The organism is Rhodoferax saidenbachensis (assembly GCF_001955715.1).
GTDB classification, from domain to species: Bacteria; Pseudomonadota; Gammaproteobacteria; order Burkholderiales; family Burkholderiaceae_C; genus Allorhodoferax; species Allorhodoferax saidenbachensis.
Genome location: NZ_CP019239.1, coordinates 1,809,315 through 1,831,725, shown reverse-complemented (window position 1 = coordinate 1,831,725; position 22,411 = coordinate 1,809,315). Strand labels below are relative to the sequence as shown.

Here is a 22,411-nt window from a genome sequence, read left to right as displayed (position 1 = left end):
TGCCCCGCTGGCGAAGGCGACCATCTTGGCGCGCCGGCCAGCGCTGCCCCCACCACACACACGGGGGCGGCAAATCTGGAGAGAGAACCATGCTGGTAACTCAACAACCCGTGCTGCGCCGTTTTTGGTACGCACTTTTGCCCATCAGCCAGTTGGACGATGGCCCCAAACCTTTCACACTGCTCGGTGAAAACCTGGTGCTGTGGAAGAAGGCGAATGGCGAACCCGCCGCCCTGCGCGACCGCTGCTGCCACCGCACCGCCAAGCTGTCCAAGGGTTTTGTCGAGGGCGACAACATCGTCTGTGGCTACCACGGCTGGACGTATGACTGCAGCGGCAGCTGCGTGCGCATCCCGCAAAACCCCGACGCGGCCATCCCCGCCGGCGCCAAGGTGCCCGCCTTCCACTGCCAGGAGAAATACGGCTACGTGTGGGTGGCGCTGGAAGACCCGCTGCGCCCGATTCCCCACTTTCCCGAAGACGGTGCACCGGGCTACCGCCGCATCTTCCAGTTTTATGAGGAGTGGAAGACCAGCCCGGTGCGCGTGATGGAGAACTCGTTTGACAACTCGCACTTCAGCTTTGTGCACAAGGCCAACTTCGGCATCCTGAACCAACCCGTGCCGCAGAAGTACGAGTTGGTGGAAACCGACTTTGGTTTTGAGGGCGAAACCCTCATCCCCATCAACAACCCACCCGCCGGCCACCGCGTGACCGGCGCCACCACGCCCACCACCACGCGCCACCTGGCCAACAAGTACTACCTGCCCTTCTCGCGCCGCTTTGGCTGCCACTACCCGGACAGTGGCATAGACCACATCATCTACAACTGCGCCACCCCCATCAGCGACGACCGCCTCATGCTGGTGCAATGGCTGTACCGCAACGACACCGAAGAGCAGTGCAGCACGCAGGAGCTGATCGACTGGGACGCGGCCATCACCGCCGAGGACCGCGACATCCTGGAGGCTACCGACCCCGATGCCTGCATCGACACCAAACGCCGCCAGGAATTCCACATGCCGTCCGACAAACCCGGCCTGCTAATCCGCCGCATGCTGATGGATGTGCTGGCCGAACACGGCGAAGTGGAAATGCACGCCGGCAACCGCCGCACCGTGGTGCCGATCCATCCCGAACCATCTGTGAAGGAGTGACCATGCTCATGAAAACCAGCACCGACACCGCCATGGCCGACGAAGAAGCCCCAGCCTCGCAATTGCCAGATGCCCCCGATGCGCAGACCGTGCTGCACGCCAACAAGGTGGAGAAGACCTATGGCAACGGCACCCACGCGCTGGCGCGCATGAGCCTGCGCATCCAGCGCGGGGACTTTGTCTCTTTGCTCGGCCCCTCGGGCTGCGGCAAGAGCACGCTGCTCAAGATGTTTGCCGGGCTGGAAGACCCCAGCCACGGCCACATCCGCTGGGCCGGGGCCGACCAGCCGGCCAAGTCTGGCTTGACATCGGCCATGGTGTTCCAGGAGGCGACACTCATGCCTTGGGCCACCGTGGCCGCCAATGTGCGCCTGCCGCTGGACCTGCAAAAGGTGCCGCGGCCCGAGGCCGATGCCCGCGTGGCCGAGGCCCTGGCCCAGGTGGGCCTGGGCGCCTTTGGCCACGTCTACCCGCGCGAGCTGTCGGGCGGCATGCAGATGCGCGCCTCTATCGCACGTGCGCTGGTGACCAAGCCCGATGTGCTGCTGATGGACGAACCCTTTGGCGCGCTGGACGAGTTCACGCGCAACAAGCTCGACACCGACCTGCGCGCGCTCTGGCAGGCCACGGGCCTGACCGTGGTGTTTGTCACGCACAGCATTTACGAGGCGGTGTTCCTGTCCAGCCGCGTGGTGATGATGGCCGCGCGCCCGGGCCGCATCGTGGCTGATGTGCCGCTGGATGAGCCCGACCGGTCAGAGGCCTACCGCCTCTCACCCCCGTTTGCCGAGCATTGCCGTGACCTGTCCGCCATGCTGATGGCGGCCAGCGACCCGGCCGATTTGCACTGAGTTGCACCAAGGAATACCCACTATGCAAACCTCATTTTTCAAAAATGCTAACACCCTCAAATGGCTGGCCCCGCTGGTCGTGGGTGCCTTTTTCCTGCTGCTGTGGCAGGGCATCTGCACTGCCTGGCAGGTGCCGGTCTACCTGGTGCCCAAGCCCACAGACATTGCGCAGACGCTGGTGACGGACGGCCCCTCGCTGCTGCTGGCGCTGGGCACTACGCTCAAGATCACCGTGCTGGCCTTTGTGCTGGCCACGGTGTTGGGCGTCATCGCCGCCTTTCTGTTTGTGCAGAGCCGTCTGATCGAGGCCAGCCTCTTCCCCTACGCCATCTTGCTGCAGGTCACGCCCGTGGTGGCGGTGGCGCCGCTCATCATCATCTGGGTCAAGCAGCCCACGCTGGCGTTGGTCATCTGTGCCACGCTGGTCACGCTGTTTCCCATCATCTCCAACACCGTGCTGGGCCTGCGCAGCGTGAACCCCGGGCTGGTCAACCTGTTCAAGCTCAACCGCGCCAGCCGCTGGCAAACGCTGGTGCGCCTGCGCATACCCAGTGCGCTGCCCTTCTTCTTTGGCGGCCTGCGCATCTCCAGCGGGCTGGCACTCATTGGCGCCGTGGTGGCCGAGTTTGTGGCCGGCACGGGCGGCACGGGTGCGGGCTTGGCCTACGAGATCCTGCAAGCCGGTTTCCAGATCAACATCCCACGCCTGTTTGCTGCACTGGCCCTTATCTCTCTCACCGGCATCGCTTTGTTTGTCAGCATGGACTGGCTCTCCAAAAAAGCCCTGGGCCACTGGCACGACAGCGCGCAAGGCGCATAACCAAATCTTCTCTATGACCACTACCCTTATCCGCAACGCCGCCGCCATCGTCACCGGCCAGCGCGGCGCAGCCTCGCGCAGCGCCGGGCCCGACATCCGCATTCGCGGCAACTTCATTGAAGCGATAGGCCAGCTCACACCCGAGCCCGGCGAACGCGTGGTGGACGCCACCGACTGCGTGGTCTACCCCGCTTGGGTCAACACCCACCACCACCTGTTCCAGTCCCTCATCAAGGGCGACGCGCATGGGCTGGACCTGCCGCTCACCGCCTGGCTGGCCGCCACGCCCTACCGTTTTCGCGCCGCGTTTGACGAAGGCCTGTTCCGCACTGCCGTGCGCATTGGCCTTCTGGAGCTGGCGCTGTCGGGCTGCGGCACCGTGGCCGACCACAACTACCTGTACTACCCCGGCATGCCGTTCGACAGCTCGGCCATCCTGTTTGAAGAGGCCGAACGCATGGGCCTGCGCATGGTGCTGTGCCGCGGTGGCGCCACCAAGGTGCGCCAACTGGAAGCCGAACTGCCCCAGGCCCTGCGCCCTGAATCGCTGGACGCATTCTTGGGCGACGTGCAGCGCCTCACCAAGCTTTACCACGATGCATCCCCCAACGCCATGCGCCGCGTGGTCATGGCGCCCACCACACCACCCTACTCCATGGCCCCGGCGGAGCTGGTGGAGTGCGCCCGCACCGCGCGCAGCTTAGGGCTGCGCCTGCACTCGCATTTGTCGGAGACCGTGGGCTACCAGGACTCCGTGCACAGCATGCACGGCATGAGCCCGGTGCGCTTTGTGGCCGAGCACGAATGGCTGGGCAGCGACGTGTGGTTTGCGCATCTGGTGAAGCTGGATGCGGAAGAAATAGCCCTGCTGGGCAGCACCGGCACTGGCATCGCCCACTGCCCCCAAAGCAACGGTCGCCTGGGCAGCGGCATCGCCCCCATCCTGGCCCTGCAAGCTGCGGGTGTGCCCATCTCCATGGGCGTGGACGGCGCCGCATCGAATGAGGCCGCCGACATGATCTCCGAAGTGCACGCCGCCTGGCTCATGCAGCGCGCTGCGGCCGGCGAACGTAACCAACCTGTTTATCGCGGTGGCCAGGGCGAAGGTGAAAGCACCGCAGTCAGCGCCGACGACGTAGTGGCCTGGGGCACATCCGGCGGCGCCAAAGTGCTGGGTCTGGACGCCATTGGCACGCTAGCCCCCAGCATGGCCGCCGACATCGCCCTCTACGCGCTGGACGACCCGCGCTACTTTGGCCTGCACGATGTGGCTGTAGGGCCGGTAGCCAGCGGCGGGCGGCCTGGGCTCAAGGGGCTGTGGGTGAATGGGCAGCGGGTCGTTGAGGACGATGTGTTACGGGGGGTTGATGTGGGAGAGCTGAGGAGCGAGGCGCGGGGGGCGGTGCGAAGGTTGATGGTCGGTTAGGACACACTGCTCTAGCTCAGAGAGTTAAGCCAAATATTGCCAACTCTGAATAAATCGGACCGCAAGGCCTTCTCCTCCTGTCAGTTGATCCATATCGCAAGACTTGCAAACTCTCCGATCAAGCGCTTGATGTTCGCATGACCGATTGCCATGCCAACACTTGTTAATTTGAAGTTCTTCATTGGTGAGTCTTTCCACACTTCAAAGACATCAGCCATATATGGGCGGATAGAGACTAATTTTTCCTTGATCTCTAAGTGACTCATCTTTCCGAAATCGAATAGCGCCAAGATATGGGCTCTATCTTCGACCGAAACTACTTGAGCTTCGAGGCGCTTCTCAAGGTCTTCCTTGCTATTTGCATTGATCTGTAACTTGGTCCTATCGTTGATGCAGTGAATAAAAAATCGCGGATCAATACCTACACTGATAGCCCGGTTTGCAACCTCAGATTGGTCGAAGCCCTTGCAAAATTGCCCTTGGTAAATATTCCCGAAAATGGCTTCCAGCGAGTGTTCACCCACCCCTATCGATCCGCACCCAGAAAACTCCAAATGTTGGTACCCAGCGTAATTCTTAGAAATCTTTGAAACGAATGGCAACAGATGGTCATCAAGGTAAGCACCTAAGATGTCATGGTTGCCAATTTTTTGGTTCTGTGTGTACTTGAATAGAAATATCACAGCCAACGCCGCAAGATGAGTCTCTGTGAGTTTTGGGGCCGTAGCAAGCGACTCGTTCAGCACAATCTGGAGAATATCGCGTTGATCCTGCTTGCTTCGATCCACGAGCAGGTCGACTAATAGATCACCTAGGTCTTTGTCACCGCTGCGGACGTATTCTTTTTGAACAGTATTTAGCGCAAACTGAAAATCAGGATCCTTTGCTTTTTGAAGTCCCGCAGGGAAGTCCTTTTCAAGTTTTCTTATTACTTGATCTGTAATCTCTTCTGCCCTAACGCTAGCAATATCTTTTGCTACGCCAGTCAGTTCATAGAACGTCGCCTTTGCAACATCCAAAGCGATTTGCCGAGCCTCCGAGGAGGACACTCCGACATTAACGACAGTTACATTGCCAGTGGCTTGAATTGCTGTAGCACCATTTCCAACCTCTTGATTCTGATCTCTATTCAGCATTTTTTGTTTTTTCTATGGAATGAATACTGCCGACGCTTACATCGCCACCCGCTTGAATACCAACACCGTTCTCGGCGACAGTCTGACTTTGCCCCGCTTGGCGTTTCATTTTTCTGTCACTCAGCCAAACCGCAATGAATGCGGATAACGAAGTAACTATCGCAATGGCAGGCTCATAGCCCGGTTGCGCGGCATACCAAGCAACTGAACCCATGAAAGCGAGACCAGACAAAACCTTAATGATCAGCATGCGATGCGACCTGATTTGGAACACAACAAGTTCGAACAACCTGAAGGAATATTCATCGAGCGCGCCTCCCTTGCAGCAGCGAAGTGACAGTTTCTATTTACTTTCGCAGAAGTATATGACCGTGCGTTAACCTCTTCACCATGTCACAAACACCCCTCCACCTGGAAAGCCCTCTCCTCGAATCCCGCGCCCTCAGCCTCGCCGCGCAGCGCGCCGTCTGGCTCAAGATGGAGGCGCTGCAGCCGCCTGGCAGTTTCAAGATCCGTGGCATTGGCCATGCCTGCCAGATCCATGCGCAGCGCGGGGCCAAGCGTTTTGTGTCGTCGTCTGGCGGCAACGCGGGCATGGCGGTGGCCTATGCAGGGCGGGTGCTGGATATCCCCGTGACCGTGGTGGTGCCGCAGACCACCACAGCGCGGGCGCAAGAACTGCTGCGCCTGGAGGATGCCGACGTGATCGTGCACGGCGCGTCGTGGCAAGAGGCGAATGAGCTGGCGCTATCGCTCTTGGGGCCAGACGATGCGTTTTTGCACCCGTTTGACGACCCGCTGCTGTGGGCCGGTCACGCCAGCATGGTGGACGAAGTGGCCCGCGCAGGCGTGGTGCCCGATGCGGTGGTGTTGTCGGTGGGTGGTGGTGGCCTGCTGTCGGGCGTGGCCGAGGGCATGGCGCGCAATGGCTGGAGCAATGTGCCCATCATTGCGGTGGAAACAACTGGCGCCGCGTCGCTGCACGCGGCCATGCAGGCCGGGCAAACCGTGGCGCTGGACGCCATCACCAGCATTGCTGGATCACTGGGCGCCAAGCGCGTGTGCGAACAGGCTTTTCAGTGGACGCAGCAGCGCCCGGTGCAGAGTGTGTTGGTATCAGACGCGAGTGCGCTGGATGCGTGTGAGAGATTCTTGACTGACCACCGTGTGCTGGTGGAACCGGCCTGCGGCGCCAGCCTGGCGCTGGCCTATGAAGCCAACGCGGCGCTGGCGCCCTACCGCAACGTGTTGTTCATCGTGTGCGGGGGCGCCACCGCCACGGTGGCGCAAATCCGCCAATGGCGGCAAGCCGCCTAGCGGAGGCTAGCTTTAAGGGGCCGCGTTCTTCTTGGCAATTTCATTGCCAACGTAGCCGCCGCCTACTGCACCGGCGATGGTGGCAAGGGTCTTGCCATCACCACTGCCAATCTGGCTACCCAGTGCACCACCCACCAGAGCTCCCACACCGATACCAACTGCGCTGTTTTTCTGGGCCGGAGCCGCAGCGGGTTGTGCAGGAGCAGTGGAGTTGCTTGCCACTTGCGTGGAGGATTTTTGCGTCACTTGTTTCTGGCCTCCAGCCTTCTGCACCGAGGTTTGCGCTGCAGGCGCAGTGACGGCAACACTCTCAGTGACTTTGGCGTTGGAGGTGGGAAGAATTCCCGTAATCGCAGCGGCGCCCAGCAGGCTCGCCAAAATCACGGAGCCTGCAGCGACTGCAATCAGGGGGTGCAGGCGAAACGCGCTAGATTTGTCGGTAGTGAGGGGGTACGAGTTCATGATGTTTCCTTCTGTGTTGGTTCAAAAAACCACAACGTCAGTTTGGCTGACGCACGCGGCTTTCACCAGAAGACGGAATCCCGATTTGACGTAGGAATATTCCTACGCGCACGGCACCTTCGGCTTGGCGACAGTTGGCAAGGCAATGCTTTTCTGACTCATTGCGGCCTTGTCATTTTGAAGAGTTGCTCCGGTCCGACCGTGAAGTAGTCCGCCGGGCCGCCGCCCCGCAGGATGTGTTGGGCATTGGCCGTGTCATAGACCTCCGCCACTAGGTGCGACTTTTCGATGTGGACAAAAACAACCTCGCCCAATACCAACCAGGTGGAGACTTTCTGCCCGTCGGTGCCCTGCAGCTGGAGTATTTGGGTGACCTTGCATTCAAACGAAACCGGGCTCTCGCCGACACGCGGGGGCTTCACGATGCGGGAGGCGAGCGGCGTGAGCTGCGCCAGCTCAAACTCGTTGACGTTGGGCGGCACCGGCGCGCAGGTCTGGTTCATCGCTTCGGCCAAGGGCTTGGTCGCCAGGTTCCACACAAATTCACCGGTTTGCTCCACATTGCGAATCGTGTCTTTGTAGCCAATGCTGGAGAAGCCGATGATGGGAGGCACGTAGTTGAACGCATTGAAAAAGCTATACGGGGCGAGGTTGACCTGGCCCTGTGCATCCGCACTCGAAATCCAGCCGATAGGGCGCGGCCCCACGATGGCATTGAAGGGGTCGTGTTTCAAGCCATGGCCCAGTCGCGGCTCGTACGAATGGAATGTGTCAGACATGGGAAGGTTTCTCGCGTGAATGTGGCAACAAGAGGCTACAGCCAGTTGAGCGTATCAAAAATCGCGGTGTTGCCCTGGCTTGCGGATACCCGCGGCCACCCGCATGTCACCGCCAGGCGGCCACAATAGCCCCATGCCACGCCTGACCCAAGCCCCCAATCTGCAAATCGCAACGCTGTGGGCAGACGCACTCCAGGCCGAGGGGATTGATGCCAATGTGCAGCGGCAATACCTGGGCAGTGCGGTGGGTGAACTGCCGCCCGACCAATGCCTGCCCGAGGTGTGGATTCGCCACCCGGAGCAGGAAGCCGCGGCGCTGGAGCTGCTGCACCACCTGCAGCACATTCCGCAGCGGAGGTGGTTATGTGCTTGCGGCGAGCTGGTTGAAGGTGGTTTCGAGCAGTGCTGGAACTGCGGTTTGTTGATGCCGGGGTAGTTGGAATACCTATGCCGCCGATCTGGATTGCCGCTGTCTACGCAGCAATGAGTCTGATCACCTTCATGGTCTACGCGATGGACAAGTCTGCAGCAACCAGAGGCCAATGGCGCACCCCCGAGCGCACCTTGCATCTGCTGGCGCTGGCGGGCGGTTGGCTTGGTGCCCTGTGCGCGCAGCAGCTTCTGCGCCACAAGTCTTCCAAGGCGAAATTCCAGGTCATGTTCTGGGCCACGGTCGTTCTGAACGTGCTGGGCTTCGTGGCGCTGTGCACGCCGTTGCGTCAATTGCTACTGAAACAATAGCTGCTTGCGCATATTCCACGAGGGCTAGCGGCCTAAAAGACCACTAACCCGCAGGTAAACCCCATCAACTAAAGCTGAACTCGCCCGGCGCGCGGATCGGGTCCACGCCCACACTGATCGTGTCTTTGGGCAAGAACTTGCCTTCCAGCAGCAGCCTGGACAGCGGGTTCTCGATGCGCTGCTGGATGGCGCGCTTCAGGGGGCGCGCGCCAAACACCGGATCGAACCCCACCTTGGCGAGCTCGGCCACGGCGGCGTCGCTCACATTCAGCGTCAGGTCCATCTTGGCCAAGCGGGCCATCAGCGTCGCCAACTGGATCTTGGCAATCGACGCGATGTTGGCAGCGTCCAGCGAATGGAACACCACAGTCTCGTCAATGCGGTTCAGGAACTCGGGACGGAAGTGGTTCTTCAGCTCGCCGGTCACCGCGTCTTTCACATCCTCGTAGTCCTGGCCCACCATGCTCTGGATGAGCTGGCTGCCGATGTTGCTGGTCATCACGATCACGGTGTTCTTGAAGTCCACGGTGCGGCCCTGGCCGTCGGTCAGGCGGCCATCGTCCAGCACTTGCAGCAGCACGTTAAACACATCGGGGTGGGCCTTTTCAATCTCGTCGAGCAGCAACACGGCGTAGGGTTTGCGGCGCACGGCTTCGGTCAGGTAGCCGCCTTCTTCGTAACCCACATAACCCGGAGGCGCGCCGATCAGGCGGGCCACGGAGTGTTTCTCCATGAACTCGCTCATGTCGATACGCACTAGGTGCTCTTCACTGTCAAACAAAAAGCCGGCCAGCGCCTTGCACAGCTCGGTCTTGCCCACGCCCGTGGGGCCGAGGAACAGGAAAGAGCCGGTGGGACGGTTCGGATCACTCAGGCCCGAGCGTGAGCGGCGGATGGCATTTGCTACAGCGGCAATGGCTTCGTCCTGGCCGACCACGCGGTCGTGCAGCTTGGTTTCCATCTGCAGCAGCTTGTCTTTTTCGCCCTGCATCATCTTGGACACGGGGATGCCGGTGGCGCGACTCACCACCTCGGCGATTTCTTCGGCGCCCACCATGGTGCGCAACAGTTGGGCACGACCGCCGTGTTTGGCGTCTTTGGTCTTGCCCGCTTCTGCGGCCTGCGCATCGGTCAGGCGCTTTTCCAGCTCGGGCAGCTTGCCGTATTGCAGTTCACCGGCCTTGTTGAAGTCACCCTTGTCGGTCAACTCCTTGATCTGCTGGCGCACTTTTTCAACCTCTTGCATGATGGTCTTGGAGCCCTGGGCCTGGGCCTTCTCAGCCTTCCAGAGTTCATCCAGATCAGCAATTTCTCTTTGCAGCGCGGTGATCTCTTCGTTGATCAGCTCCAGGCGCTTTTGCGAGGCTTCGTCTTTCTCGCGCTTCACGGCTTCGCGCTCGATCTGCAGTTGGATCAGGCGACGGTCCTTCTTGTCCATGACCTCGGGCTTGGAATCCAGCTCGATCTTGATCTTGCTGGCCGCTTCGTCGATCAGGTCGATCGCCTTGTCAGGCAAGAAGCGGTCGGTGATGTAGCGGTGGCTCAACTCGGCAGCCGCCACGATGGCGGGGTCGGTGATCTGCACGCCGTGGTGCACTTCGTAGCGTTCTTTCAGGCCACGCAAGATGGCGATGGTGGCTTCCACCGTTGGCTCACCCACCAGGATTTTCTGGAAGCGGCGCTCCAGCGCGGCGTCCTTCTCGATGTACTTGCGGTATTCGTCCAGCGTGGTCGCGCCCACGCAATGCAGCTCGCCACGCGCCAGCGCGGGCTTGAGCATGTTGCCCGCGTCCATCGCGCCTTCGGCCTTGCCGGCGCCGACCATGGTGTGCAGTTCGTCAATGAAAACGATGGTCTGGCCTTCGTCTTTGGCCAGATCCTTCAGCACATTTTTCAGGCGCTCTTCAAACTCGCCGCGGAACTTGGCACCGGCCAACAGCGAGGCCATATCGAGCGACAAGACGCGCTTGCCCTTGAGCGAATCAGGCACTTCACCAGCGACGATGCGCTGGGCCAGGCCTTCGACGATGGCGGTCTTACCGACACCGGGTTCGCCGATCAGCACGGGGTTGTTTTTGGTGCGGCGTTGCAGCACCTGGATGGCACGGCGGATTTCGTCGTCGCGGCCAATCACCGGGTCCAGCTTGCCCATGCGGGCGCGTTCGGTCAGATCGATGCAGTACTTTTGCAGCGACTCGCGTTGTTCTTCGGCATCGGCACTGTTGACGTTTTGCCCACCGCGCACGGCTTCAATCGCGGCCTCCAGCGACTTGCGGGTCAGGCCATTGGCACGGGCCATGTTGCCCACATCGCCCTTGTTGTCGGCCACGGCCAGCAGGAAGAGCTCTCCCGCCACAAACTGGTCACCGCGTTTGATGGCCTCTTTCTCCGAAGCTTGCAAGAGCGTGACCATGTCGCGCCCGACCTGCACCTGCTCATGGCCCTGCACTTGCGGCAACTTTTTGACGGCGGCTTCGGCAGAGGCCAACAGGCCGGCGACGTTGACACCGGCGCGGTTCATCAGCGCCTTGGGTGCGTCGTCGGTACGGATCATCGCGGCCAGCACGTGCACGGGCTCGATGTATTGGTTGTCGTTGCCCAGCGCCAGGCTTTGGGCCTCGGCCAGGGCTTCCTGGAATTTGGTGGTGAGTTTTTCGATTCGCATGGCTATTTCCTTGATTGCTACACAGCTTGGGGGCAATGGCGGTACTTTTCAAGTGGCACAGCACACACAAGGGTAGTTTTCACCCCCACCTTGACACACATCAAGTTAGCAGGGGAAGGGAATGCCGGGGGCTGATTTGTGCGCATTTGGCACCATGAGGCCCCCGGCAGGCACAATGTCAGAACGAAAGGCTTTTAACCTGCGTTCGAAGCCGAAATGCCCCACTTGGCCAACGCCGCGTCATCACTCACCCGCGCGTCCACCCACTGCGCACCTTGCGGCGTCTGCTCCTTCTTCCAGAACGGCGCCTGCGTCTTCAAATAGTCCATCAAAAACTCGCAAGCCTGAAAACTCTCACCCCGGTGCGCCGATGTCACCGCTACCAGCACGATCTGGTCCAGCGGCTGCAACAGGCCCACGCGGTGGATCACGCGGGCGCCCAAGATGTCAAACCGCTTGTACGCCTCGTCAATCATGGCCTCGATGGCCTTCTCGGTCATGCCGGGATAGTGCTCCAGCTCCATCGCGCTGATGGTGTCTGCGGAGCCCTTGGTCCGGTCACGCACGGTGCCCACAAAGCTGCACACCGCGCCCACACCCTTGTGGCCCGCACGCAGGGCCGCCACTTCGGCGCTGAGGTCAAAGTCGGCGGTCTGGATGGTCACGCGGGGTGTGGCAAATGCGGAACGGTTCATGCCGGAATTGTGGCACTCCCGGAGTAGGCCCGGTAAGATGGCTGCATGTTTGCTGCAACGTCCATCGCCTTGACCCTCGCCCTCTCTGGTGCGATGGTGTGCGCGCTGAACGCCAGCAAATCCAAAAAACCCAAGCTCATCTGACCGGAGCTGCGGTTCCGTCCTCGGATGAGCGATGGAACTGCCAAACCCCCTCCCCCTGTTTTGCTGTTACGCGCGCCTCTGACGATGGTTCATTCATCGGTCATGTTCTCGAAAGGACAAACGCGTGCCAACTTCAAGCAACTTCACGGGGCTGTGGATTCCCCTGATCACCCCTTTTTCCAACGGCGCGGTAGACCATGCCGCCCTCACCCGCCTGGTGCAACACCTGCGCCCCACCGGCATTGCCGGCTTCGTGGTGTGCGGCTCCACCGGCGAGGCGGCAGCGCTGGATAAAACCGAACAGCTCGCCGTGCTAGACACGGTGCTGCAGGCGGCGGATGGTCTGCCCGTGGTGATGGGCCTGTCGGGCTACCACTTGCCCGATACGGTGGCCTGGGTGCAAACGCTGGCAGAGAAGCCGCTGGTCGGGCTGCTGGTGCCACCGCCCCACTACATCCGTCCGTCGCAAGAAGGTGTGTTGCAGTGGTTCACCACGATTGCCGATGCCAGCGCGCTGCCGCTGATCGTTTACGACATTCCCTACCGCACCGGTGTGTCCATCACGCTGGCCACCTTCAGGGACCTGGCGCGCCACCCGCGCATTGCGGCCATCAAGGACTGCGGTGGCGATGCTGCGAAGACACAGGCGCTGATTGCAGATGGCCAACTGCAGGTACTGGCCGGGGAAGATGCGCAGGTGTTCAGCACCGTGGCGCTGGGCGGCGCGGGGGCCATTGCGGCCTGCGCGCATCTGCATACACAGCAGTTTGTGCGCGTGCTGGAATGGATTGGCTCTGGAAATCTGGAGCAGGCGCGTGCGTTGTGGCGTCCTTTGCAGCAATTGATAGCTGCGCTATTCGCCGAACCCAACCCCGGGCCGCTGAAGGCGGTGCTGGCGCACCTGGGGCAGATTCACAACGAACTGCGTGCGCCCATGACCGCAGCCACGGCGGCGCACGCGCAGCACGTGATCGCCTTTCATGCAGCCATAAACACTGAGGAATAGAACCGTTCGCGTTGAGCTTGTCGAAACGCAGCACTCACAAGCGCAGGACAGGCTTCGACAAGCTCAGCCCGAGCGGGGGATACTTATCAGCGCGGCCCTAGCCGCCGGTGACCGGGGGAAAGAAGGCCACTTCGGCCCCCGCCACCAGCGCGGCGGACTCGTCGCACATCACCTGGTTGAGCGCCAAACGCACGGATTTTCCACGCGCCAGGCTCTCGGCATAAGCACCGCCACGTGCCAGCAGCTCGTCGCGCAAGGCCTGCAGCGTGGTGGCGTGGGTGTCCAGTGTCTCGCTGCCCGTACCCAGTCGCTCGCGGATGGAGGCGAAGTATTTGACGGTGACTTGCATGGGGCGATGCGGCATCAGGCCTTCAGGCCAGCAGCTCGGTGAAGGCGGCGTACTGCACCGTGTCGCCGTAGGCGATGGAAACGTTTGGCGGGTTGTTGACCAGACCATAGCCCCAGACGGCCGATGTCAGCACGCCCGAGCTCTGGTTGGGGAACAGGTCCAGCCCACCATTGGCGTTGCGCCGCACACGCAGAAATTCCTGGCGTTTATCGGCCTTGGGCCATTCAAAGTCTGCGCGAGCAGCAATGGTTTTCATCGCAACTTCGTTGATACCCTGCAGCTTCAATAGGAACGGCCGCACCAGCACGAGGAAGGTGACAAAGCTGGACACCGGGTTGCCCGGCAGGCCAATGAAGTGGGCCGAATCCACGCGACCATGTGCAAAGGGCTTGCCGGGTTTGATGGCGATCTGCCACAGGTCCAGCGTGCCCAGCGCCTGCACGGCGGGTTTGATGTGGTCTTCTTCACCCACAGAGACACCGCCGCTGGTGAGGATGAGGTCATGCGCCTGCGCGGCCTGTTGCAGCGCGGCTTCGGTGGCGGCACGCTGGTCGGGCACGATGCCGAAGTCGGTCACCTCGCAGCCCAAGCGGCGCAGCAGGCTGTGCAGGAAAAATCGGTTGGAGTTGTAGATGGCGCCGGGCGGCATGTCCTGCGGGGCCTTCTCGCCCGGCATCACCAGTTCGTCACCCGTGGAGAACAGCGCCACGCGCGGGCGGCGCACCACGTCCAGGCGGTCCAAACCAATGCTGGCGGCCAGACCCAGCTCGGCCGGACCCAGGCGCTGGCCACGTGCCAGTACTACGTCACCACGCGCCACGTCCTCGCCCGCACGGCGAATGTTCTGGCCTGGCAAAGGCATGCGGTTGAGCCGCACGACAGCAGGTTCGGTGGCGGTGGCTTCGCGCAGCACGGTGCAGTCTTCCTGCATGAGCACGGCGTCGGCGCCTTCGGGAATCGGGGCGCCAGTGAAGATGCGCGCGGCGGTGTGCGGCTGCAAAACGGTGCCTGTGCTGCCCGCGGGAATGCGTTGGGAAACAGGCAACTCCGCGCCATCTGCCGCAGCGTCTTCAAACCGCAGCGCGTAGCCGTCCATGGCGCTGTTGTCCTGCGGCGGCACGTGCAGGGCAGAGACCACGTCCACCGCCAACACGCGGCCATCGGCCTGCATCGTAGGCACAGACTCCGTGGTGCCGAGCGGCTGGGCGCTGGCCAGCAACTGCTGCAGCGCCTCGTTCAGCGGTTTGAGGGGGGCACGGGGTGTTGCGCTCATTGCTCTCTTTTTGCTACGGTTTATATAGCTGCTCGCGCAACATCCATGCGGGCTAGAGGCCTATTTCGTGTGAAATTTGGCTCTCAATACCCGCATTCACGCGCGATCAGCGCCTTGACGGCGGCCACATCGGCGTCCATCACCAACACGCGTTTGGGCAGCGCTTCGATGCCTTCGAACTTGGCGGGGCGATCGGGCTCGCGGCCCAACGCCTCTTGCACGGTTTGCGCAAACTTGATGGGCAACGCGGTTTCTAGCACCACCATGGGCACATCGGCGCTGCGCTGTTCCAGCGCAACCTTCAGGCCGTCGGCGGTGTGGGTGTCGATCATCATGCCGTGGCGCGCCCAGGTGTCGCGGATAGTGTCCAGGCGGTTGGCGTGGGTGCTCTTGCCGCTGATGAAACCGTAGCGTGTGGCAGCGTCGGCAAACGCCGGGTCTTTGCTCAGATCAAATTGGCCGCCCTGGTTGAGCGCGTCGGCAAACAGCGCCTTGGTGCGCGCACCGTCGCGGCCTAGCAGGTCGAACACAAAACGCTCGAAGTTCGACGCCTTGGAAATGTCCATCGACGGGCTGGAGGTTTCATGCGTATCGGCCGTGCCGCGCACGCGGTAGACGCCGGTGCGGAAGAACTCGTCCAGCACATCGTTTTCGTTGGTGGCGACCACCAGCTTGGCGATGGGCAGGCCCATCATGCGCGCCACATGGCCGGCGCAGACGTTGCCGAAGTTACCCGACGGCACGGCGAAGCTCACCTGTTCGGCATTCTTCGTCGTGGCCTGGATGTAACCCGCAAAGTAGTACACCACCTGCGCCAACAGACGCGCCCAGTTGATGGAATTGACGGTGCCGATCTTGTACTTGCGCTTGAAGTCCAGGTCGTTGGACACGGCCTTGACCATGTCCTGGCAATCGTCGAACACGCCCTTGACGGCTATGTTGTAGATGTTCGCGTCCATCAGGCTGAACATCTGCGCCTGCTGGAACGGGCTCATGCGGCCGTGCGGGCTGGTCATGAAAACACGCACACCCTTCTTGCCACGCATCGCGTATTCGGCGGCGCTACCGGTGTCGCCACTGGTGGCGCCCAGAATGTTGAGCTCTTCGCCACGGCGGCCCAGTTCGTACTCGAACAGGTTGCCCAGCAACTGCATCGCCATGTCCTTGAACGCCAGCGTCGGGCCATTGGACAGGGCTTCGATCCAGACACCATCTTCCAGGTGGCGCAAAGGCACGATTTCGCCCGTGCCAAACACCTCGGCGGTGTAGGTTTTGGCGCACAGCGCGCGCAGGTCGGCGGCAGGAATGTCGTCGATGTACAGCGACAGGATCTCAAACGCGAGATCGGCATAACCCTGTTCGTGATAGACCTTGCGCAGGCGGGTCAACGTCGCATCGTCGATCTGCGGATACGACTCAGGCAGGTACAGCCCGCCATCGGGCGCCAGGCCTTCGAGCAGGATTTCGCAGAAGCGTTTGCGGTCTGCGTGGCCACGGGTAGACAGGTAACGCATCAGGCGAGCTCTTCCTTGCGGATGCGAGTGATCGGCGCCAGCACCGTGGGCAGGGCCTGCATCTGGGCCATGGCGGCATTCATCTTGGCTTCGACGCAGTCGTGAGTCAGGATGATGACGTCGGTCTGCGTGCCGTCTTCACCGCTCACTTCATCGGCTTCGCGCTGCAGCACCGCGTCGATGCTGATACCGGCTTCGGCCAGGATGCCGGTGACCTTGGCCAGCACGCCGGCCTCGTCGGCCACGCGCAGGCGCAGGTAGTAGCTGGTGACCACCTGGTCCATCGGCAGGATGGGGGTGTCGCTCATCGCGTCGGGCTGGAAGGCCAGATGCGGCACGCGTTGCGCCGCGTCTGCAGTGTGCAGGCGTGTGATGTCCACCAGATCCGCAATCACGGCGCTGGCGGTGGGCTCGGAGCCCGCACCCTTGCCGTAGTACAGCGTGGTGCCCACGGCATCGCCCTGCACCACCACGGCGTTCATCGCGCCTTCCACATTGGCGATCAGGCGTTTGGCCGGGATCAGCGTGGGGTGCACGCGCAACTCAATGCCACCGGCAGTGCGCTTGGTGATACCCAACAACTTGATGCGGTAGCCCAACTGCTCGGCGTATTTGATATCCGCAGCACCCAGCTTGGTAATGCCCTCCACATGGGCCTTGTCGAACTGCACAGGAATACCAAATGCAATGGCCGACATGATGGTGGCCTTGTGGGCCGCGTCCACGCCTTCGATGTCAAACGTCGGGTCGGCTTCGGCATAACCCAGGCGCTGCGCTTCTTTCAACACCACGTCAAAGTCCAGGCCCTTGTCGCGCATCTCGCTCAAGATGAAATTGGTGGTGCCGTTGATGATGCCGGCGATCCATTGCACGCGGTTGGCGGTGAGGCCTTCGCGCAGTGCCTTGATGATCGGTATGCCACCGGCCACGGCCGCTTCAAACGCGACCATCACGCCCTTGGCGGATGCAGCCGCAAAAATCTCGGTGCCGTGCACGGCCAGCAGCGCCTTGTTGGCGGTGACTACATGCTTGCCGGCCGCAATGGCTTCCAGCACCAATTGTTTGGCAATGCCGTAGCCACCGATCAGTTCGATGACGATGTCGATGTCGGGGTTGGCAATCACGGCGCGGGCGTCGTTGACGACCTTGACGTTGGGGCCCACGGCAGCCTGCGCGCGTGCGGTGTCCAGATCGGCCACCATGGTGATCTCGATGCCGCGGCCAGCGCGGCGCTGGATTTCCGCCTGGTTGCGTTGCAACACATTGAATGTGCCGGTGCCCACTACGCCAATGCCCAACAGGCCTACTTGAATCGGTTTCATACAGTTTCTAGGTTAAATGTGCCTGCAGCCCGCGCAGAATGTGCGCAAGCCGCTATTAAATCAGGAGTGTTTCAGGTGCCGTGCCGCGTTCGGTAGTGCGCAAGAAACTTCGCAATGCGGGCAATCGCCTCACGCAAGTCGTCTTCGTGGGGCAAAAACACAATACGGAAATGGTCCGGTGCGCGCCAGTTGAAACCGGTGCCCTGCACCAGCATCACACGGGTTTCGCGCAGCAACTCCAGGAAGAACTGGCGGTCGTCCGCAATCGGGTACATCACCGGGTCCAGGCGCGGGAACATGTACAGCGCAGCTTGTGGCTTCACGCAGGTCACACCGGGGATGGCGGTAATCAGCTCATAGGCCAGGTCGCGCTGGCGGCGCAGGCGACCGCCCTCCTTCACCAAATCCTGAATGCTCTGGTAGCCGCCCAAGGCGGTCTGGATGGCGTACTGGCCGGGCACGTTGGAGCCCAACTTCAGGTTGGCCAGCATATTCAGGCCTTCGATGAAGTCGCTCGCGTGTTCCTTGGGGCCGGAAACGATCATCCAGCCAGCGCGGTACCCGCAGGAGCGGTAGGCCTTGGACAGGGAATTGAAAGTTAATGTAAGAACATCGGTGGACAGGCTGGCCATCGCGGTGTGCGTCACGCCTTCGTACAGCACCTTGTCATACACCTCGTCGGCCAGAATCACCAGTTCAAACTCGCGCGCAATGGCCACCAGGCCGCGCAGCAACTCGTCGCTGTACAAGGCGCCGGTGGGGTTGTTCGGGTTGATGACTACCAGGCCGCGTGTCCGGGGCGTGATCTTGGCGCGGATATCCGCCAGGTTGGGCATCCAGCCGTTGTCTTCGTCACACTGGTAGTGCACAGGTTTGCCGCCCGACAGGCTGGTGGCCGCGGTCCACAAGGGGTAGTCGGGCGAAGGCACCAGCAATTCGTCGCCATCGTCCAAGAGCGCGTTGGACGCCATCACGATCAGCTCGCTCGCGCCATTGCCGAGATAAATATCATCCAGCGTGACGCCTGCGATGCCCTGCTGTTGGGTGTAGTGCATCACCGCCTTGCGCGCGGCGAAGATACCCTTGCTGTCGGAGTAACCCGCCGAGTTAGGCAGGTTGCGGATCATGTCCTGCTGGATTTCCTCAGGGGCATCGAAACCAAACGGCGCCAGATTGCCGATGTTGAGTTTGATGATCTTCTGCCCCTCGTCCTCCATCTTCTTGGCCGCGTCCACAATGGGGCCCCGCACGTCATAGAGCACGTTGGCGAGCTTGGCAGATTTCTGAATGGTTTTCAAAGTCCCTCCGGGAGCGTTCAGTCAAGAGCCTGTGCACGGTCTGTACAGGGTCACGCAAGTACCTTTTCGGGATGGGCTGCTAGGCGCAAAACGCAGCCGGGCTGGTGCCCGGCAAGGCTTTGCAACAACGCAGACCGCCCGAAAAGGCACTTGCCCTTCGGGTTGGGACGAAATCGGGCGATTTGCCCACCAAACCCTTTGCATGGGCAGGAGCCCATGCGGCGTGGTCTTGGCGGACAACTCATCCCGATTGCGTCCCAACGTGACCCCGTACAGATCGTGAACAGGCTCTAAGGGCGAAACCTATAATTGAACCACATTTCCGCACGTTTTTAGTGCGGTGCAGCATGCATTTCCCAACCCAATCCGGCCCTTACCACCCATGAAACTCCAGCCAGACGCTATCCAGGGTCCATCCATCACGGGTTATGGGCCAGGCTGGATCGCCGTGAACGGCGAGCAGTTCCACGCCAGTCTGGTGGTCAGCAGCATGGGCCAGCGCCTGGACTGGAACGTGCGCACGTTTGAGGACCTGCAGGCCAGCCACTTTGACGCGCTGGCAGAACTGGGCGCAGAACTGGTCTTGTTTGGCAGCGGCGACCGTATCCGTTTCCCCCAACCCCAATGGCTGCAAACCCTCTATGCACGCCGTATCGGGCTGGAAACCATGGACACACAGGCCGCCTGCCGCACCTACAACTTCCTCGCCGGGGAAGGCCGCAAGGTCGTTGCTGCCCTTTTGTTGTAACCCGGGTAGGCCCTAAGAGCCTGTTCAATGCCCTTACGGGGTCACGTTGGGACGCAAACGCGACCGCGTTTGCCGTCGTCCCAACCCGGAGGGCAAGTGCCTTTTCGGGCGGTCTGCGGCGTTGCAAAGCCTTGCCGGGCATTAGCCCGGCTGCGTTTTGCGCCTAGCATCCCATCCCGAAAAGGTACTTGCGTGGCCCCGTAAAGGCATTGAACAGGCTCTAAGGTCAGAACGGGGCCAATTCAGAGTAAAATCACGGGTTGCGGTCGAGGGTGGGAAACGCTGTCACGTTTCACACCCTTCACTATGACTGACACCTGCACGCGAGACTGAAATACCCTATGGCGATTGTTGTCAACAAACCCCTCCCCGAATTTGAAGCCAACGCCACCGGCGGCATCAAGGTGAGTAACACCACCCACGTTGGTAAAACCATGGTCTTGTACTTCTACCCCAAGGACAATACCCCCGGTTGCACCACCGAAGCCATGCAGTTTCGGGACAAATACAAGGATTTCGTGAAGGCTGGCGCCAACGTGTTCGGCGTATCCCGCGACAACATGAAGTCCCACGACGAGTTCAAGACCAAACTGGAACTCCCCTTCGAACTGATTGCAGACACCGAAGAAAAAATGTGCCACATGTTCGGTGTGGTCAAAAACAAGATCATGTACGGCAAGAAGGTCAAGGGCATTGAACGCAGCACCTTCCTGATCGGTGCCGATGGCATCCTGAAGGAAGAATGGCGCGGCCTGAAGGTCCCCGGCCACGTGGACGAAGTCCTCAAAGCCGTGAAAGCGCTGAAAAAAGCGGCCTGACCCGGGATGTTGTTTTGGCGCACTCCCTTGTGGACGCGTCATCCGGGCCATGCATAATGGTCCACATGCCGTTGAAGTTTGCAACCGCGTTTCTACAAAAAGCCGCCTTGGCTCAAGGCGGCTTTTTCGCTTTTGCAAACCCAACTTTTCCTGTTTCCCATTCCACGAGCCCACTCCATGCCCCTGCCTCCCGCCCCGACCAAACGCGCAGACCTTCTGTCCTCCAAAGATTTTGATGCCCCGGCGGCACGCACTCCCAAACGCCCCGCACGCAAACAGGACGTGCAGGTAGAACACCCCACCTCGGTTCTCAATACATCGGTCCGTAACGACCGCCCCCAAGCCAAAGCGGCCCTCACGCACAAACCCGAGCTGGTACTGGTCAGCGAAGCACCCGCTACTGCCCGCCTCACCCCGCGCGTGGAAACCCGCTCCAAGAAACGCGCCCGTACCGGCCCGACGAAGCTGTTTGTGCTGGACACCAATGTCCTGCTGCACGACCCGATGTGCCTGTTCCGTTTTGAGGAACACGACATCTACCTGCCCATGATTGTTCTGGAAGAGCTGGACGGCCATAAGAAAGGCATGACCGAAGTGGCGCGCAACGCCCGCCAGACCAGCCGTACGCTGGACGCGTTGGCTGGCACACCGGGTGCCGACATCGCGCTGGGCTTCCAGCTCGACAGCACCGGCCACCGCGACGCGGGCGGCAAGCTGCTGTTCCAGACCCAGCCGCTGAACTACACCCTGCCCACCAGCCTTCCCCAGGGTAAGGCCGACAACCAGATCCTGGGCGTGGTGGAAGCCCTGCGCCAGAAATACGCACCACGCGAAGTGGTGCTGGTGTCCAAGGACATCAATATGCGCGTCAAGGCCCGTGCTCTGGGCCTGGCCACCGACGACTACCAGAACGACAAGACGCTGGAAGATGGCGATCTGCTGTACTCCGGTGCGCTGGCCCTGCCCACCGACTTCTGGGCCACACATGGCCAGACTGTAGAAAGCTGGCAGCAAGGTCAGCACACTTTCTACAAGGTGGATGGCCCCGCGGTGCCCAGCATGCACATCAACCAGTTTGTATTTTTTGAGTCCCCCGGCGAACCCAGCCTGTACGCCCGCGTGACCGAAATCCGCGGCACCACCGCCGTGCTCAAGACCCTGCGCGACTTCACCCACCTGAAGAACGCGGTGTGGGGCGTGACCACCCGCAACCGCGAGCAGAACTTCGCGATGAACCTGCTGATGGACCCGGAAGTGGACTTTGTCACGCTGACCGGCACCGCCGGTACCGGCAAAACGCTGATGGCCCTGGCTGCCGGCCTGACCCAGGTGCTGGACGACCGCCGCTACACCGAAATCATCGTCACCCGCGCGACTGTGAGCGTGGGCGAAGACATCGGTTTCCTGCCCGGCACCGAGGAAGAAAAGATGGGCCCCTGGATGGGCGCACTGGACGACAACCTGGAAGTGCTGGGCAAGACCGACACCAACGCCGGCGAATGGGGCCGCGCCGCCACCAACGAATTGATCCGCAGCCGCATCAAGATCAAGAGCATGAACTTCATGCGCGGCCGGACCTTCCTCAACAAGTACGTGATCATCGATGAAGCGCAGAATCTGACGCCCAAGCAGATGAAGACCCTGATCACCCGTGCCGGCCCCGGCACCAAGATCATCTGTATGGGCAATCTGGCGCAGATCGATACACCCTACTTGACCGAAGGCTCCTCGGGCCTGACCTTCGCCGTGGACAAGTTCAAGGGCTGGCCACACGGCGGGCACATCACGCTGGCACGCGGCGAGCGTTCACGCTTGGCAGACTTTGCCAGCGAGGTGCTTTGATTCCAACGGATTAAATTGCTATTGATTCAATAGCTGCTCGCGCACTAT

At 61.2% G+C, this 22,411-nt stretch carries 22 protein-coding genes; 11 read left to right on the top strand and 11 right to left on the bottom strand.

Features of this window, described 5'->3' with window-relative positions:
- The first annotated feature begins 89 nt into the window (after positions 1–89).
- From RS694_RS08745 to RS694_RS08730, 4 genes are read left to right on the top strand one after another with little or no spacing between them, the layout of a single operon-like run.
- The gene (locus RS694_RS08745) at positions 90–1,157 is read left to right on the top strand and encodes an aromatic ring-hydroxylating dioxygenase subunit alpha (RefSeq protein WP_029708844.1); all 1,068 of its coding nucleotides are present in this window, start codon (positions 90–92) and stop codon (positions 1,155–1,157) included.
- Between the two features lie 32 nt (positions 1,158–1,189).
- Positions 1,190–2,008 carry an ABC transporter ATP-binding protein gene (locus tag RS694_RS08740; RefSeq protein ID WP_206538112.1) on the top strand — a complete coding sequence of 273 codons (819 nt, stop codon included), beginning with the start codon at positions 1,190–1,192 and terminating at the stop codon, positions 2,006–2,008.
- A gap of 22 nt (positions 2,009–2,030) precedes the next feature.
- Entirely contained in the window at positions 2,031–2,828 is a 798-nt protein-coding gene (locus tag RS694_RS08735; RefSeq protein WP_037247849.1) for an ABC transporter permease, read from the top strand.
- Positions 2,829–2,841: 13 nt separating this feature from the next.
- Positions 2,842–4,254, top strand: a complete 1,413-nt coding sequence (locus RS694_RS08730; protein WP_029708841.1) for an amidohydrolase family protein — start codon at positions 2,842–2,844, stop codon at positions 4,252–4,254.
- An 80-nt stretch (positions 4,255–4,334) separates the two neighbouring features.
- Here RS694_RS08730 and RS694_RS08725 read toward each other — a convergent pair whose 3' ends face one another.
- Positions 4,335–5,390 (bottom strand): LPO_1073/Vpar_1526 family protein, encoded by a 1,056-nt coding sequence (locus RS694_RS08725; protein ID WP_029708840.1) that lies wholly within the window; start codon positions 5,388–5,390, stop codon positions 4,335–4,337.
- Positions 5,380–5,640, bottom strand: coding sequence for a hypothetical protein (locus RS694_RS08720; RefSeq protein WP_029708839.1), 261 nt, complete (start codon positions 5,638–5,640; stop codon positions 5,380–5,382). The genes RS694_RS08725 and RS694_RS08720 overlap by 11 nt, the downstream gene beginning before the upstream one ends.
- Positions 5,641–5,780: 140 nt before the next feature.
- On the opposite strand from RS694_RS08720, the gene RS694_RS08715 reads away from it, so the two are divergent.
- On the top strand, positions 5,781–6,707 hold the full coding sequence (locus RS694_RS08715; protein WP_029708838.1) for a pyridoxal-phosphate dependent enzyme: 927 nt from the start codon (positions 5,781–5,783) through the stop codon (positions 6,705–6,707).
- A gap of 12 nt (positions 6,708–6,719) precedes the next feature.
- On the opposite strand, the gene RS694_RS08710 is transcribed toward RS694_RS08715, so the two are convergent.
- Entirely contained in the window at positions 6,720–7,169 is a 450-nt protein-coding gene (locus RS694_RS08710; RefSeq protein ID WP_037247845.1) for a glycine zipper 2TM domain-containing protein, read from the bottom strand.
- A gap of 158 nt (positions 7,170–7,327) precedes the next feature.
- Entirely contained in the window at positions 7,328–7,948 is a 621-nt protein-coding gene (locus RS694_RS08705) for a flavin reductase family protein (RefSeq protein ID WP_029708836.1), read from the bottom strand.
- 133 nt (positions 7,949–8,081) lie between these two features.
- Here RS694_RS08705 and RS694_RS08700 point away from each other — a divergent pair, with 133 nt between their 5' ends.
- Positions 8,082–8,384 carry a hypothetical protein gene (locus RS694_RS08700; RefSeq protein ID WP_029708834.1) on the top strand — a complete coding sequence of 101 codons (303 nt, stop codon included), beginning with the start codon at positions 8,082–8,084 and terminating at the stop codon, positions 8,382–8,384.
- A gap of 11 nt (positions 8,385–8,395) precedes the next feature.
- A complete protein-coding gene (locus RS694_RS08695) occupies positions 8,396–8,689 on the top strand; it encodes a DUF1294 domain-containing protein (protein ID WP_029708833.1) in 294 nt (97 codons plus the stop codon).
- Between the two features lie 64 nt (positions 8,690–8,753).
- Here RS694_RS08695 and clpB read toward each other — a convergent pair whose 3' ends face one another.
- Both clpB and RS694_RS08685 read right to left on the bottom strand, forming a co-directional pair.
- Entirely contained in the window at positions 8,754–11,354 is a 2,601-nt protein-coding gene (gene clpB / locus RS694_RS08690) for an ATP-dependent chaperone ClpB (RefSeq protein WP_029708832.1), read from the bottom strand.
- A 194-nt stretch (positions 11,355–11,548) separates the two neighbouring features.
- Positions 11,549–12,049 carry a molybdenum cofactor biosynthesis protein MoaE gene (locus RS694_RS08685; protein WP_029708831.1) on the bottom strand — a complete coding sequence of 167 codons (501 nt, stop codon included), beginning with the start codon at positions 12,047–12,049 and terminating at the stop codon, positions 11,549–11,551.
- Positions 12,050–12,317: 268 nt separating this feature from the next.
- Here RS694_RS08685 and dapA point away from each other — a divergent pair, with 268 nt between their 5' ends.
- Entirely contained in the window at positions 12,318–13,199 is an 882-nt protein-coding gene (gene dapA / locus RS694_RS08680) for a 4-hydroxy-tetrahydrodipicolinate synthase (protein WP_029708830.1), read from the top strand.
- Positions 13,200–13,296: 97 nt separating this feature from the next.
- Here dapA and moaD read toward each other — a convergent pair whose 3' ends face one another.
- The 5 genes from moaD to RS694_RS08655 all read right to left on the bottom strand — a co-directional run bounded on the left by moaD (position 13,297) and on the right by RS694_RS08655 (position 18,955).
- A complete protein-coding gene (gene moaD / locus RS694_RS08675; protein WP_029708829.1) occupies positions 13,297–13,548 on the bottom strand; it encodes a molybdopterin converting factor subunit 1 in 252 nt (83 codons plus the stop codon).
- 22 nt (positions 13,549–13,570) lie between these two features.
- Entirely contained in the window at positions 13,571–14,821 is a 1,251-nt protein-coding gene (locus tag RS694_RS08670) for a molybdopterin molybdotransferase MoeA (RefSeq protein ID WP_029708828.1), read from the bottom strand.
- Positions 14,822–14,904: 83 nt separating this feature from the next.
- A complete protein-coding gene (gene thrC, locus RS694_RS08665) occupies positions 14,905–16,335 on the bottom strand; it encodes a threonine synthase (RefSeq protein WP_029708827.1) in 1,431 nt (476 codons plus the stop codon).
- Positions 16,335–17,657, bottom strand: a complete 1,323-nt coding sequence (locus tag RS694_RS08660; protein WP_029708826.1) for a homoserine dehydrogenase — start codon at positions 17,655–17,657, stop codon at positions 16,335–16,337. The genes thrC and RS694_RS08660 overlap by 1 nt, the downstream gene beginning before the upstream one ends.
- Before the next feature lie 71 nt (positions 17,658–17,728).
- Positions 17,729–18,955: a pyridoxal phosphate-dependent aminotransferase gene (locus RS694_RS08655; RefSeq protein WP_029708825.1), complete on the bottom strand. Its 1,227-nt coding sequence runs from the start codon at positions 18,953–18,955 to the stop codon at positions 17,729–17,731.
- A gap of 382 nt (positions 18,956–19,337) precedes the next feature.
- Here RS694_RS08655 and RS694_RS08650 point away from each other — a divergent pair, with 382 nt between their 5' ends.
- The 3 genes from RS694_RS08650 (at position 19,338) to RS694_RS08640 (ending at position 22,363) form a co-directional block, all read left to right on the top strand.
- Positions 19,338–19,703 (top strand): Mth938-like domain-containing protein, encoded by a 366-nt coding sequence (locus RS694_RS08650; RefSeq protein WP_029708824.1) that lies wholly within the window; start codon positions 19,338–19,340, stop codon positions 19,701–19,703.
- 341 nt (positions 19,704–20,044) lie between these two features.
- Positions 20,045–20,521: a peroxiredoxin gene (locus tag RS694_RS08645; RefSeq protein WP_029708823.1), complete on the top strand. Its 477-nt coding sequence runs from the start codon at positions 20,045–20,047 to the stop codon at positions 20,519–20,521.
- Positions 20,522–20,698: 177 nt separating this feature from the next.
- Positions 20,699–22,363, top strand: a complete 1,665-nt coding sequence (locus tag RS694_RS08640; protein ID WP_029708822.1) for a PhoH family protein — start codon at positions 20,699–20,701, stop codon at positions 22,361–22,363.
- The last annotated feature ends 48 nt before the right edge of the window (positions 22,364–22,411 follow it).